Source organism: Solimonas variicoloris DSM 15731 (assembly GCF_000382285.1).
In the GTDB taxonomy this organism is placed as follows: domain Bacteria; phylum Pseudomonadota; class Gammaproteobacteria; order Nevskiales; family Nevskiaceae; genus Solimonas; species Solimonas variicoloris.
Window position 1 is genome coordinate 1 of sequence record NZ_KB907947.1, and the last position, 12,575, is coordinate 12,575.

At 66.6% G+C, this 12,575-nt stretch carries 12 protein-coding genes; 5 read left to right on the top strand and 7 right to left on the bottom strand.

The window, feature by feature from the left end:
- Positions 1 to 434: 434 nt before the first annotated feature.
- Complete coding sequence (locus tag H149_RS23440) at positions 435 to 911, bottom strand: hypothetical protein (RefSeq protein ID WP_154654899.1); 477 nt, start codon at positions 909 to 911, stop codon at positions 435 to 437.
- A gap of 104 nt (positions 912 to 1,015) precedes the next feature.
- Here H149_RS23440 and H149_RS22905 point away from each other — a divergent pair, with 104 nt between their 5' ends.
- Entirely contained in the window at positions 1,016 to 1,330 is a 315-nt protein-coding gene (locus H149_RS22905; RefSeq protein WP_211213628.1) for a hypothetical protein, read from the top strand.
- 8 nt (positions 1,331 to 1,338) lie between these two features.
- On the opposite strand, the gene H149_RS0117010 is transcribed toward H149_RS22905, so the two are convergent.
- Positions 1,339 to 1,743 carry a hypothetical protein gene (locus H149_RS0117010; protein WP_020650978.1) on the bottom strand — a complete coding sequence of 135 codons (405 nt, stop codon included), beginning with the start codon at positions 1,741 to 1,743 and terminating at the stop codon, positions 1,339 to 1,341.
- A 137-nt stretch (positions 1,744 to 1,880) separates the two neighbouring features.
- Between H149_RS0117010 and H149_RS0117015 the strand changes: the two genes are divergently transcribed.
- Positions 1,881 to 2,882 (top strand): integron integrase, encoded by a 1,002-nt coding sequence (locus H149_RS0117015; protein WP_026353260.1) that lies wholly within the window; start codon positions 1,881 to 1,883, stop codon positions 2,880 to 2,882.
- A gap of 9 nt (positions 2,883 to 2,891) precedes the next feature.
- On the opposite strand, the gene H149_RS0117020 is transcribed toward H149_RS0117015, so the two are convergent.
- A complete protein-coding gene (locus H149_RS0117020) occupies positions 2,892 to 4,193 on the bottom strand; it encodes an MFS transporter (protein WP_020650980.1) in 1,302 nt (433 codons plus the stop codon).
- 130 nt (positions 4,194 to 4,323) lie between these two features.
- The gene (locus tag H149_RS0117025) at positions 4,324 to 5,616 is read right to left on the bottom strand and encodes an MFS transporter (protein WP_020650981.1); all 1,293 of its coding nucleotides are present in this window, start codon (positions 5,614 to 5,616) and stop codon (positions 4,324 to 4,326) included.
- Between the two features lie 147 nt (positions 5,617 to 5,763).
- Here H149_RS0117025 and H149_RS0117030 point away from each other — a divergent pair, with 147 nt between their 5' ends.
- Positions 5,764 to 6,009 (top strand): hypothetical protein, encoded by a 246-nt coding sequence (locus H149_RS0117030; protein ID WP_020650982.1) that lies wholly within the window; start codon positions 5,764 to 5,766, stop codon positions 6,007 to 6,009.
- Between the two features lie 186 nt (positions 6,010 to 6,195).
- Complete coding sequence (locus H149_RS0117035; RefSeq protein WP_020650983.1) at positions 6,196 to 7,230, top strand: fatty acid desaturase; 1,035 nt, start codon at positions 6,196 to 6,198, stop codon at positions 7,228 to 7,230.
- Between the two features lie 59 nt (positions 7,231 to 7,289).
- On the opposite strand, the gene H149_RS0117040 is transcribed toward H149_RS0117035, so the two are convergent.
- Positions 7,290 to 8,231, bottom strand: coding sequence for a homoserine kinase (locus H149_RS0117040; protein ID WP_020650984.1), 942 nt, complete (start codon positions 8,229 to 8,231; stop codon positions 7,290 to 7,292).
- 259 nt (positions 8,232 to 8,490) lie between these two features.
- Here H149_RS0117040 and H149_RS0117045 point away from each other — a divergent pair, with 259 nt between their 5' ends.
- Positions 8,491 to 9,381, top strand: coding sequence for a MipA/OmpV family protein (locus tag H149_RS0117045; protein WP_020650985.1), 891 nt, complete (start codon positions 8,491 to 8,493; stop codon positions 9,379 to 9,381).
- Between the two features lie 13 nt (positions 9,382 to 9,394).
- Here the strand turns inward: H149_RS0117045 and H149_RS0117050 are convergent, their stop codons facing one another.
- Both H149_RS0117050 and trkA read right to left on the bottom strand, forming a co-directional pair.
- On the bottom strand, positions 9,395 to 10,894 hold the full coding sequence (locus tag H149_RS0117050) for a potassium transporter TrkG (protein WP_020650986.1): 1,500 nt from the start codon (positions 10,892 to 10,894) through the stop codon (positions 9,395 to 9,397).
- A 6-nt stretch (positions 10,895 to 10,900) separates the two neighbouring features.
- Positions 10,901 to 12,277, bottom strand: coding sequence for a Trk system potassium transporter TrkA (gene trkA, locus H149_RS0117055; RefSeq protein WP_020650987.1), 1,377 nt, complete (start codon positions 12,275 to 12,277; stop codon positions 10,901 to 10,903).
- Positions 12,278 to 12,575 lie beyond the last annotated feature (298 nt).

Below are 12,575 nucleotides of genomic sequence, written 5' to 3' on the forward strand. Positions count from 1 at the left end.
TTCGTCTGGGACCTTGCACGGATCGCATCGGCGATGGCGTAGCGGCACCTCGCACTTCCCCCATCCACCCAAACCCAGGAGGGCGAGTCTTCTGACGGCGGCGCAGCCCGGTGAATATGCGCAATCCGCGCTGGCGTTGGGCGACGGCAGAGCATCGCCGACTCGCGAGCCTAGACCGCGGCAGGCGCATGGACGGATCACAGCACTGCGGTATCCAACCCGCGTATATCAGCGTGAGCAACCGTCGAGCGTGCTGGCTGCGCCGCCTTCAGAGGAGTCGTAAATCGAGATGAGCTGAAAACAGCAAAAAATTCATCTCTCGTTCTTGACGGCGGAAGTCATATCAACGCCTCAGCTAAGCCGCGGACCCGCCGAAGGCGGGGCCGTCGGCTTGAGCGCCTGGTTGGGCGGCACTGCACCAAACCAAGCCATATTCATTTGATCCAGTCCCGGCACTGGGGGCGCGAGGTGCTTCTCTTGCGAGGGAAAGTGACACCATCGAATCCAGCTCGTACGCCGCAGAACTGGCGACATTCATCGGTACCGCTCTCCAACTGGAATTCGGCACCCGACACATGGATGCGTAATACACATTCCTGAGCACGATCGTCTCCAACTCTTTCTCGGTACTCGTAGATTCCGGGCTTCATCGACATGGCGATGCCTTGCATCTCGCAGGTATGGCCATTTGCCCCGTAGACATAGAAATGGAAGGCCAACTGATTCTCCCAAACCGAACGAAGTTCAAGACAGTCCTCCGTCTGTATTGGGTCGTCCTTCTGGGTTTTAGGGTTAAAGATGATGTTTTGGTGTGTATGAGGATAAACACCGCTTAGTGAGGCCTTCTCGGACGCCCAAGCCACGGACCCAATGAGGAAGAGGCCGAACGCCGTGGCCGCACGGATCACCATTACGTGCCTCGCAGTTCTCATGTCTTCACGGCCGCCCAACGACAGTTTAAGCCGAGGCCCGTCAGGGACTTCGGCTTGAAGCGATAGTTGTACGAGGACGCGACATGCTGAAACACCAAGTGCGAACACCGGCAGATGCGCTGGCATATATCACCGACTGCACGCTCGCAACGGTGAGTCATATGGCGATGCTCAAGAGCCGTAAGAAGTCTGAATACGAACGTCAGATCGGTATTGCCGAAATTGGCATGCGCTGGATGAAGGAAATGGGCGTGCCGTTGACCGGGACGAGGGCCGAATATGTGGAGCGGTACGGCAGCGTGGCCGCGTGGGCAGCTCAGTACGCGCCCGAGACGTACAACGCTGAGCTTAACCTGCGGCCGCGCCGTAGCGCAGCGGAGGCGTGGACGTCGGGTTGAAGCTTTGGTTAGCGCTGCTCACGGAGCCAGACCTCGGCGGCCAAATGAAGAAAAGGGACGACGAAGAAGACGCCGGGCGCCAGCAGTGAAAAGCTTTGCCCATTTACCGACGACTCTTCTCCGAACTGCACGATGGCCGCCGATACAGAGCATGCGAAGGCGCCCATAGATGCCACCACCCACCATGCTTTGTTTATGGAGCGTGCCGACCGCTGGCCTCCACGCATGAAGACGAAGAACAGTCTCCAAGCGACTGTGAGTAAAACAAGAACCATGATACCGAGGGCAATGTCCGACGCTTGAAAGCTCGCGCCGAGAAACGGTGGAATGATTGCGCCGAGCGCGATCATGACGCCCAGAAACGTGACGTACGCGCATAGCAGAGCTTCAATCAAAAGCAGCGCACGGCTCATTCGCAGCGGCATTGAGCGCTAACGCCAATTAGACGGACGAGGCTGTCCGCCTAATCCGTGATGCAGTCCGCATAACTCGCCGAGCCCGCTTGCAAGACTTTGATTGCGCGGAGTTCGCGTTTTTAGGGGCGGAAACGATGGCGGACGCGACGGCATCGTCGGCTTCTCCTCGTCTGGTGGATCAGTTCCGAAGCAAGATGCGCACGCTGCATTACAGCCTGCGCACCGAAGAGACCTATTGGCACTGGATTAAACGCTTCATCCTGTTCAGCGGCAAGCGGCATCCGCGCGAGCTTGGGGTGGCGGAAGTGGAGGCGTTTCTGTCCAGCCTCGCCCTGGACCGCAAGGTATCGGCGAGCACGCAGAATCTCGCGCTCGCTGCCGTGCTGTTCCTCTATCGGCAGGTGTTGGAGATCGATCTGCCGCGGCTCCAGGACGTGAGCAGAGCCAAGAAGTCTGCGCGTCTTCCTGCGGTGCTGTCCTCGTCCGAGGTGTTTGCCCTGCTGGATGCGGTGAGCGGGCCGGAACCGGCGGCGCTGCTGGTGAAGCTCCTGTACGGCACCGGCATGCGCCTCATGGAAGGCCTGCGGCTGCGCGTGAAGGATGTGGATTTCGACCAGCGGCAGATCGTGGTTCGCGACGGCAAGGGCGGCAAGGACCGCGTGACGGTTCTGCCGGATTCGCTGCGCGAGCCGCTGCAGCTTCTCGTCGCGCAGCGGCGCAGCTGTTACGAGCGCGATCTCGCGGCGGGGCGCGCCACGGTCTGGCTACCCGACGCGCTGGCGACGAAGTATCCGAACGCGGCGACGGAATGGGGCTGGCAGTACGTCTTCGTGTCGGATGTCTTCTCGCGCGATCCGAGATCGGGCCGCATGCAGCGGCATCATCTCGATCCGTCCGGCATTCAGAAGCTCGTGCGCAACGCCGCGCGCGGCGCCGGCATCGCCAAGCCGGTCACGCCGCACACGCTGCGGCACTCGTTTGCGACGCATCTGCTGGAAGGCGGCGCGGATATCCGCACCGTGCAGGAGCTTCTGGGCCATGCCGACGTGGGCACGACGATGATCTACACGCATGTGCTGCATCGCGGCGGCCGCGGCACGCTGAGTCCGCTCGATCGCGCGCCGCCGCGGCGTTGAGGGGGCCCCTCAATCCGCCAGCGCGCGGCCGCGGGTCTCGACGACCAGCGGCATCAGCAGCAGGCCGGCGAGCGGCACGACGCCGATCCAGAACAGCACGCCGACTGCGCCGCTGGCGACCTTGGAGGCGTACAGGCCGACGATGAACGGCCCGCCGGCGGCGATGACGCGGCCGATGTTGTAGCAGAAGCCGGCGCCGGTCGCGCGCAGGCGCGTCGGGAACAATTCCGGCAGGTAATAGGTGAAGCTGCCGAAGATGCCGAACACCGACAGGCCGATCAGGAAGTAGCAGTAGAGCCGCGCCTGCGGGGTGAGGTCGGCGCCGAAGGTGAGGAAGATCGCGGCGGCGGATGCGGCGAAGTAGATGCCGAACATCGGCCGGCGGCCGAGTAGCTTGGCGGCCGGGATCGTCAGCAGCGTGCCGATCAGGCCGCCGACGTTGAAGGCCATCGTCGCCGTGAATTTCCAGTCCTCGACCAGCTTGAGCGTCATCGTGCGGTCGAGGCCGCGCGCGGCGGCTTCCACCTGGGCGAGGCCGGTCGCGAAGGTCGGCAGGAAGGCGTTGCAGCTCCACCAGGTGATCAGCGCAATCAGCGCCATCAGAAAGCCGCTGAGCGTGAGGCGGCGCATCTGCGGCGAGAACAGCTCGCCGATGCGCGGCGGCGCGGCGTGCCGGGCTGCGTGCATCCAGCGTTCCGGCTCGCGCACGAACAGGCGCACGCCGAAGGCGACGGCGGCGGGAATCAGGCCGCACAGGAAGACGTAGCGCCAGGAGACTTCCGGCTGGTCGGCGAACCAGTGTCCGGCGATCTGCAGGTTGAGCAGCGTGGCGAGCGTGGTGCCGAACGCCGCGGAGGTGTAGAGCAGCGCGCCGGCCTCGACGCGTTTGTTCTCGGGCATGACCTCGGCCACCATCGAGGCGCCGGCGGCCCATTCGCCGCCGATGCCGAGGCTGGCGACGAGGCGGAACACGAGCAGCACCCAGATGTTCGGCGCGAACGCGCAGGCGGCGGTGCCGAGCGCGTACATGAGGATGGTCAGCAGCATCGTGCGCGTGCGGCCGATGCGGTCGCCGATGTAGCCGAACAGCACGCCGCCGGCGGCCCAGCCGACCAGCAGCAGCGAGGTCAGGATGCCGGTCCAGTACAGCGTCGCCTGCTTGGCTTCCGGCGAGCCGATCGGCAGGCCGAGCAGGGTCGGCACGCAGTTCGGTGCGACGAAGTTGAAGAGGATGCTGTCGAACAGGTCGAAGCCCCAGCCGAGCCAGGCGGCGAACAGCACGATCCACTGGTAACGCGTCAGGCTCAGCATCTTCTACTCCTCCGTATCTCTTGTTTTCCTCTGCCCGCCTGCGGGCAGCGGTTTGGATGAGGGGCCTGCGCTGCCGACGCGGCGCGAAAATCCCTCTCCGATCCTTGCCCCGTGTCCGGGGCAGGGAACTTCAAATCGTGAGGTCCTCTTCCTTCGTTTCGTGCGTCAGCCACAGCGCGACGAAGGTCAGCAGCGACGCGGCGGTCAGGTAGTAGCCGACGTACTGCAGCCCGTAGGTCTTGGCGAGCCAGGTGGCGATGTACGGCGCCAGCGACGCGCCGACGATGCCGGCGAGGTTGAAGGTCAGCGAGGCGCCGGTGTAGCGCACGGCGGTCGGAAACAGCTCGGAGAGGATGGTGCCGAGCGGGCCGTAGGTCAGGCCCATCAGCGACAGGCCGAGCGCCAGCGTCAGCAGCACGCCGGGCAGGCCGGCGCTGAACAGCGGCGCAAGGATCAGGCCGAACGCGGCCATCGCCGCGCTGACCCAGAGCAGCGTGCGGCGGCGGCCATGGCGGTCGGCGAACTGGGCCGAGAACGGGATCGTCAGCGCGAAGAACAGGATGCCGAACAGCTGGATCAGCAGGAACTGCTGGCGCGGATAGCCGAGCGCCGTGGTGCCCCACGACAGCGCGAACACCGTCATCAGGTAGAACAGCACGAAGGTCGCCACCGCCAGCAGCGTGCCGAGCACCAGCGCGCGCGGATGGTGGCGGAACACGCTGAGCATCGGCACGCGCACGCGCTCCTCGCGGTCCAGCGCCTTCTGGAAGGCCGGCGTCTCGGTGATCTTGAGGCGCACGTAGAGGCCCATCAGCACCAGCAGCGCGCTGGCGATGAACGGGATGCGCCAGCCCCAGGCGAAGAACTGCTCGTCGCTGAGCAGCTCGGACAGCAGCAGGAAAATGCTGCCGGAGCAGATGAAGCCGAGCGGCGCGCCGAGCTGCGGGAACATGCCGTACCAGGCGCGCTTGCCGGGCGGCGCGTTCTCGGTGGCGAGCAGCACCGCGCCGCCCCATTCGCCGCCGAGGCCGAGGCCTTGGCCGAAGCGGCACAGCGCCAGGCCGATCGGCGCCAGTACGCCGATCGTCGCGTAGGTCGGCAACAGGCCGATGACGACGGTGGACAGGCCCATCGTCAGCAGCGCCGCGACCAGCGTCGCCTTGCGGCCGATGCGGTCGCCGTAGTGGCCGAACAGCGCCGAGCCGATCGGCCGCGCAAAGAAGGCGATCGCGAAGGTCGCCAGCGATTGCAGCGTTGCCGATGCCGGATCGGACGCCGGGAAGAACAGTTTGGGGAAGACGAGAACGGCCGCGGTCGCGTAGATGTAGAAGTCGAAGAACTCGATCGTCGTGCCAATCAGGCTCGCGAACAGCACGCGGCGCGGGGAATTGAGCGCAGCCGCCGCTGCGTTCGGATCGTTCATCGCTGCTCCCTACTCGTTCGATAGTCCGGCGGCGCACGCGCCGGCTGCTGCGTGCCGCGGCCGGTGGCGCGGGGCAAGGCGGCCGCGATTGTGCGGCACGGAGCGCGCGCCGCGCTAGACTCGCGGCCTCAGGTCGAGGAGATCGGGATGAATCGTTCCATCGTCATGCTCGGACTGGCCGCAGCGCTGCTGGCCGCCGGCTGCCATCCGAAGGACAAGCCGCCGCACGTCGATGATCCGCCGGCCGGTCGCGAGGAGACGCGCGGCATCCGCAATACCGAAAGCGTCGGCTACGCCGGCAATGCGATCGCCGACAAGGTCGATGCCGCGCTCGACGCCGGCGACGCCGCCAAGCGCAAGCTCGACGCCGCCGAGGCAGAACAGACGCGATAATGGTACGGTGCGCGCCGTCGGCGGCGCGGAGTCGCCGGACGGCGTCTGCGCCGGCGTACAAGCGCCGTGCCTGGCGCCGGATACGCTGAAGCCGCGATGCGCGGACCGGCGCGCGGCATGAGCGCGGCCGGCTCCGTCCGTCGTGGCGGCAACCCATGAACGCCCCCGGTCGGGCAAGAGACATCGATGAGCAGTGGTACGCAGCAGGTAACCGACACATCCCCGCACAGCGCCGCCGCCTGGCGGCAAATCGTTTCCCGCTACCAGCGGCCGTCCAACGGTCGCGCCGCGTGGCAGATCGCCAACACGTTCGGCTCGTATGCGCTGCTGTGGGCGCTGCTGTACTGGAGCCTGTCGGTGTCGTGGTGGCTGACGGTGCCGCTCGCGGTGCTGGCCGGCGCGCTGCTGGTGCGCATCTTCATCATCTTTCACGACTGCGGCCACGGCTCCTATCTCAGCTCGCTGCGCGCCAACAACGTGGTCGGGTTCATCTCCGGCGTGCTGACGGTGACGCCGTTCCAGCAATGGAGCTGGCAGCACGGCATTCATCACACCACCGCCGGCCATCTCGACAAGCGCGGCACCGGCGACATCTGGACGATGACGGTGCAGGAGTATCTGGAGTCGTCGCGCTGGAAGCGCTTCGCGTACCGGCTCGCGCGCAACCCGATCATCCTGTTCGTGATCGCGCCGCTGTTCGTGTTTCTCATCATGCAGCGCTACCCGTCGCCGCGCGCCGGCGTGCGCGAGCGCCATTCGGTGTGGTGGACCAATCTGGCGATGCTGTGCGGCGCGATCGCGATGAGCGCGCTGTTCGGGTTCTGGGCGTATCTGGTGATCCAACTGACGGTGCTGGCCGTGGCCGGCGCGATCGGCGTCTGGCTGTTCTACGTGCAGCACCAGTTCGAGGACGTCTACTGGGCGCGTGGCAGCAACTGGGACTACGTGAGCGCGGCGTTGAAGGGCAGTTCGTTCTACAAGCTGCCGCGCGTGCTGCAGTGGTTCTCCGGCAACATCGGCTTCCACCACATCCATCATCTCAGCGCGCGCATCCCGAACTACTACCTGCAGCAATGCCACGAGGCCGATCCGCTGTTCCAGCAGGTCAAGGCGATCACCTTCTTCGGCAGCTTCGGCACCATGCGCCTGGCGCTGTGGGATGAAGCCAGCCGCAGGCTGGTCAGCTTCCGGCAGATCCGGCAGGCGCGTCGGGGCCGCTGAGCCGGCCGCCGGGCCAAACGAAAAGGGGGCGCCGCAAGCGCCCCCTTTTTGCTGCGCGCCTACAGCGCCGGCGGCGCGTGCTCGCGGTGGTACGAGAGGATGCGCCGGTACTGCTCCGGATCCTTGATGTGCACAACGTCGCCTTCGCGCGGGAAGGTCCAGTCGTAAAGGCGCGACAGCCAGAAGCGCAGCGCCGCGGCGCGCAGCACCAGCGGCCAGGCGGCGCGTTCGGCTTCGCTCAGCTCGCGGCGCGAGCGGTAGGCGGACACCATCGCGTCCCAGCGCGCCGGGTTCGGCGTGCCATCGGGCTCGAAGCACCAGTCGTTGACGGTGACGGCGAGGTCGTAGAGCAGCGCGTCGTTGCAGGCGTAGTAGAAGTCGATGATGCCGGTCAGGCGGTCGTCGACGAACAGCACGTTGTCGCGGAACAGGTCGGCGTGGATCACGCCCTGCGGCAGCGCCGCGAGATCGATCGACATCTGCTGCGCGAGCTCGTCGTCGATCAGCTTGCGGATGCTCGCCTCGCGCGTCTTGCGCGCCAGCAGGCGGCCGGTCTGTTCGCGCCACAGCGCGCCGCGCGAGTTGTCGCAATGGCCGGCGTAGGACTGACCGACGACGTGCAGTTCGCCGAGCGAGCGGCCGACCTGGCTGCACTGCTCCAGATTCGGGAACAGCACGCTCTGGCCGACCAGGCGCCGCACCAGCGCGGCCGGCTTGCCGTTGAGCGTGACCAGATTCTTGCCGTCGTGCGTGCGCGCCGGCATCGCGCTCGGAAAGCCGCGCGACGCGAGGTGGTCCATCAGGCCGAGGAAGAACGGCAGGTCGGCGTAGTTGAGGCGCTCGAACAGCGTCAGCACCCAGCGGCCGTCCTCGGTGTCGACGAAATAGTTGGTGTTCTCGACGCCCTCGCCGATGCCCTGGAAGCCGATCAGCGGTCCGACCGGATACTGCTTCAGGAACTTGCGCAGCTGGGTGTGACTGACCTTGGTGAAGACCGACATGGCGATGGGCAGGTGATGGAGGGGGCGCAGCGTCGCCGAAATTAGACCAGAGCGGGGGCGGACGCGCCACGCGCGCGGCATGCGGAAAATCGGCCTACCCCTTTCGGCGCGTCTTTGACCGCCGCCGCCGCGCCCGATGCCGTGGCGGGCGAGCCTCGAGCGCGAAGCGGTGCGGCGGCGAATGCGGCAGCGCTTCGCGCGCCTGACGCAATGATCGGGCACGATAGCGGCTCGCACCTGCCTTCGAGATCTGGTCCGCATGACCTCGCCCGCACGCCGCGCCGGCCCGCGCGCGCAGTTCGCCCTGTTCGCTGCCCTGTTCGCCGCGCCGCTGTGCGTTCTCGCGCAGACGGCACCCATCGCGACCGAAACGCGCGCTTCGTCGCCGGCCGAACGGCCGCGCTGGGAAGCCGGCGTGCTGCTGGCGGCGTTGACGATTCCGGACTATCCGGCGGCCGACGAGTCGCGCCATCTGCTGCTGCCGGTGCCGTACTTCATTTACCGCGGCCGCGTGCTGCGCGCCGACGACAGCGGCTCGCGCCTGCGCCGGCGGCTCGCGCCGAACCTGGAGATCGACATCAGCGGCGGCGGCTCGCTGTCGAGCGACGCCAGCGATACCGAGGCGCGTCGTGGCATGCCGGATCTCGACTATCTCGTCGAACTCGGGCCCAACCTGCGCCTCAGCTATCCCGGCCCGCACCCGAAGTCGCTGATCGTCGTGAACCTGCCGCTGCGCGGCGTGGTCTCGGTCGGCTCCGGCCTCGACTGGCAGGGCATGCGCTTCGCGCCCGAGCTGGCGTACGTGAACGAGCGCTTCCTCGACGGCCGTCTGGCGCTCAACGTCTCGCTGGTCAGCGAGTTCGCGAGCGAGCGCCTGCAGCGCTACTTCTACGAGGTGGATCCGGTCTACGCGACGCCGGAACGACCGGCCTATCGCGCGTCAGCCGGCTACCTCGGCAGCTCGCTCGGCGCGCGCGCCTGGTACTCGTTCACGCCGAACCTGCGCGGCCTGATCAGCGTGCGCTGGTACAACCACGACGGCGCCGCCAACGAGGATAGCCCGCTGTTCCGGCGGGCCAACGGCTATTCGGCGACGATCGGTCTGGCCTGGTCGTTCCTGCGTTCGCGCGAACGCGCCGCCGAGGACTGAGGCGGCGCTCGTCTCAGCGGCGCCAGAAGGCGGGGGTGAAGATCACCAGCAGCGTGAAGACTTCGAGGCGGCCGATCAGCATGCCGACGATCAGCACCCATTTGCCGAACGGCGTCACCGCGGCGACGTTGGCGACCACCTCGTTGAGGCCCGGGCCGCCGTTGTTGATCGACGAGGCCACGGCCGAGAACGCGGTCGTCGGATCGAGCCCGGTCATGATCATCGCGAAGCTGAGAATGATCGTGAAGCCGATGTAGATCGAGAAGAAGCCGCCGATCGCGTAGACCACGGTATCGGGCACGATCTTGTTCTCGAGCTTGATCGGCACTTCGGCGTTCGGATGGATCAGGCGCGTGATCTCGCGCCCGGCCTGCTTCATGAACAGCACCAGACGGATCACCTTGACGCCGCCGCCGGTGCCGCCGGCGCAGCAGCCGATGAAGGTCGCCAGCACCAGCAGCAGCGGCAGAAAGCCGGGCCAGCTGCTCGGATTGGCGGTCGCGAAGCCGGCGTCGGTGCCGTAGGCGACGACCTGGAACAGTCCGCGCCGGATCGTCAGGCCGAGGCTGTCGTAGGTGTTGTGCAGGTACAGCGTCGTGCAGGCGATCAGGCCGAGAATGAGGTAGGTGGCGAGAAAGGCGCGGAACTCGGTGTTGCGGAAGTAGCCGCGCAGCGAGCGGTTCTCCCAGGCCAGATAGTGCAGCGCGAAGTTCGATGCGCCGGCCAGCATGAAGAACATCGCCGCGATCTCGATGCCGAGGCTGTTGAAGTAGCCGAGGCTGGCGTCGTGCGTCGAGAAGCCGCCGGTCGAGACCGTCGACATCGCGTGGCAGATGGCGTCGAACAGGCTCATGCCGAGCGCCCAGTAGACCAGCGTGCAGGCCAGCGTCAGCACCACGTAGACGGTCCACAGCGCACGGGCGCTGCTGGTGATGCGTGGCGTCAGCTTGGCGTCCTTCATCGGGCCCGGCGTCTCGGCCTTGTACAGCTGCATGCCGCCGACGCCGAGCATCGGCAGCACGGCGACCGCCAGCACGATGATGCCCATGCCGCCGAACCAGTGCAGCTGCGAGCGGTAATAGAGGATGGCCTTGGGCATCGTGTCGAGGCCGGCGGCGATGGTCGTCGAACCGGTCGCGGTCAGGCCGGACACCGATTCGAACAGCGCTTCGGTGTAGGAGTGCCAGCCGGCGTGCGTTTCGATGAACGGCACCGCGCCGAACGCCGACAGCACCGCCCAGAACAGCACGACGATGAGGAAGCCGTCGCGGACCTTGAGCTCGCTGCGGTAGTGCCGCACCGGCCACCAGATCAGCGCGCCGATGGAGAGCGAGATCCACAGACCTTCGAGGAAGGCGCGCCAGGCGCCTTCGTCGTACCAGAGATCGACCGCGACCGGCGGCAGCATGGTCGTCGAGAAGCCCATCAGCAGCAGGCCCATGACGCGCTGCACGGCGGCGAAGCGGCGCCGTGGCTGCGTGGCGGACGACGAACTCGTGAGCGCCAGACGCATGCGCGGCTACAGCAGCGAGAAGCCGACCTGGAACAGCTTCTCGACTTCGCCGACGCGCTTCTTGTCGACGATGAAGAGGATGACGTGGTCCTCGGCCTCGATCACGGTGTCGTGGTGGGCGATGATGACCTCGTCGCCGCGCACGATCGCGCCGATCGTCGAGCCCGGCGGCAGCTTGATCTCCTCGAGGCGGCGGCCGACGACCTTGGAGTTGTTGCGGTCGCCGTGGGCGACGGCCTCGATCGCTTCGGCGGCACCGCGGCGCAGCGAGTGCACGCGTACTACGTCGCCGCGGCGCACGCGCGACAGCAGCGCCGAGACAGTCGACTGCTGCGGCGAGATGGCGACGTCGATGCTGCCGCCTTCGACCAGCTCGACGTACGACAGGCGGTTGATCAGGCACAGCGCCTTGCGCGCGCCGAGGCGCTTGGCGAGCATCGCCGAGAGGATGTTGGCCTCGTCGTCGTTGGTGATTGCGCAGAAGACGTCGATGTCCTCGATGTTCTCCTCGCGCAGCAAGGCCTCGTTGGCGCCGTCGCCGGCCAGCACGACGGTGTTGCGCAGGTTCTCGGACAGGTAGCGCGCGCGCTCGCGCGAGCGCTCGATGATCTTGACCTGGATGCGGCTGTCTTCAAGCGCCCGCGCGAGACGGAAGCCGATGTTGCCGCCGCCGGCGAGCATCACGCGGCGCACCGGTTTGTCGATGCGGCGCAGCTCGGCAATGATTTTCGGCGCGTGGTGCGCGGCGGAGACGAAGAACACCTCGTCCTCGGCCTCGATCACGGTGTCGCCTTCGGGAATGATCGGCCGGCCGCGGCGGTAGATCGCGGCGACGCGCGCATCGGCGCCCGGCAGATGCTGCGGCAGCTCCTTGAGCTGGCGCGAAACCAGCGGGCCGCCATAGCAGGCGCGCACGCCGACCAGACGGACCTTGCCGTCGGCGAAGTCGACGACCTGCAGCGCGCCCGGGTACTCGATCAGGCGCCGGATCTGGTCGGTGACCAGCTGTTCCGGCGAGATGTGCATGTCGACCGGCAACGCCTCGGCGCCGAACAGCTTTTCCTCGCGCAAGTAATCGGTGGCGCGGATGCGGGCGATCTTGGTCGGGGTCTTGAACAGCGTGTCGGCGATCTTGCACGCCAGCATGTTGGTCTCGTCGCTGTCGGTGACGGCGATGACCATGTCGGCGTCGTCGAGGCCGGCCTCGCGCAGCGTGCTCGGATGCGAGGCATGACCGTGGATCGTCCGCAGGTCGAGACGCTCCTGCAGATCCTCGAGCGCGGCCGCGTCGGTGTCGACGACGGTCACATCGTTGCGCTCGCTGGTGAGGTTCTCGGCGAGGGTCGAACCGACCTGACCGGCGCCGAGGATGACGATTTTCATGGGGGGCGCACCTTACGCCGGCTTCATGCTGCGCTGCAAGATCACGGTCCGACGGGCCTGTGGCCACCCCGCACGGCCGACAGCGGCGACTCGATGAGGAGTTTGTAGGAAGTTCCCCATAAGTGAATTTTTACTATGCCGAGCGCCGGAAACGCAGCCGTATAGTCCGCCCACATCGACAGCGGCCTCGCCGCTGAATCGGGGGGAGTGGTTGCGTGGTTCTGGGGAGTTCGGCGGGCGGTCATGGCTTCGGGGGAGGCACTGACCGGCCGCCACTCTCCGCTTTATTCGAACAGCC

Excerpts from the sequence above, each read along its gene's own strand:
- H149_RS0117015 (WP_026353260.1), top strand. The coding sequence starts at position 1,881 with ATGGCGGACGCGACGGCATCGTCGGCTTCTCCTCGTCTGGTGGATCAG.
- H149_RS0117025 (WP_020650981.1), bottom strand. The coding sequence starts at position 5,616 with ATGAACGATCCGAACGCAGCGGCGGCTGCGCTCAATTCCCCGCGCCGC.
- H149_RS0117020 (WP_020650980.1), bottom strand. The coding sequence starts at position 4,193 with ATGCTGAGCCTGACGCGTTACCAGTGGATCGTGCTGTTCGCCGCCTGG.
- trkA (WP_020650987.1), bottom strand. The coding sequence starts at position 12,277 with ATGAAAATCGTCATCCTCGGCGCCGGTCAGGTCGGTTCGACCCTCGCC.
- H149_RS0117030 (WP_020650982.1), top strand. The coding sequence starts at position 5,764 with ATGAATCGTTCCATCGTCATGCTCGGACTGGCCGCAGCGCTGCTGGCC.
- H149_RS23440 (WP_154654899.1), bottom strand. The coding sequence starts at position 911 with ATGGTGATCCGTGCGGCCACGGCGTTCGGCCTCTTCCTCATTGGGTCC.
- H149_RS0117035 (WP_020650983.1), top strand. The coding sequence starts at position 6,196 with ATGAGCAGTGGTACGCAGCAGGTAACCGACACATCCCCGCACAGCGCC.
- H149_RS22905 (WP_211213628.1), top strand. The coding sequence starts at position 1,016 with ATGCTGAAACACCAAGTGCGAACACCGGCAGATGCGCTGGCATATATC.
- H149_RS0117010 (WP_020650978.1), bottom strand. The coding sequence starts at position 1,743 with ATGAGCCGTGCGCTGCTTTTGATTGAAGCTCTGCTATGCGCGTACGTC.
- H149_RS0117040 (WP_020650984.1), bottom strand. The coding sequence starts at position 8,231 with ATGTCGGTCTTCACCAAGGTCAGTCACACCCAGCTGCGCAAGTTCCTG.
- H149_RS0117050 (WP_020650986.1), bottom strand. The coding sequence starts at position 10,894 with ATGCGTCTGGCGCTCACGAGTTCGTCGTCCGCCACGCAGCCACGGCGC.
- H149_RS0117045 (WP_020650985.1), top strand. The coding sequence starts at position 8,491 with ATGACCTCGCCCGCACGCCGCGCCGGCCCGCGCGCGCAGTTCGCCCTG.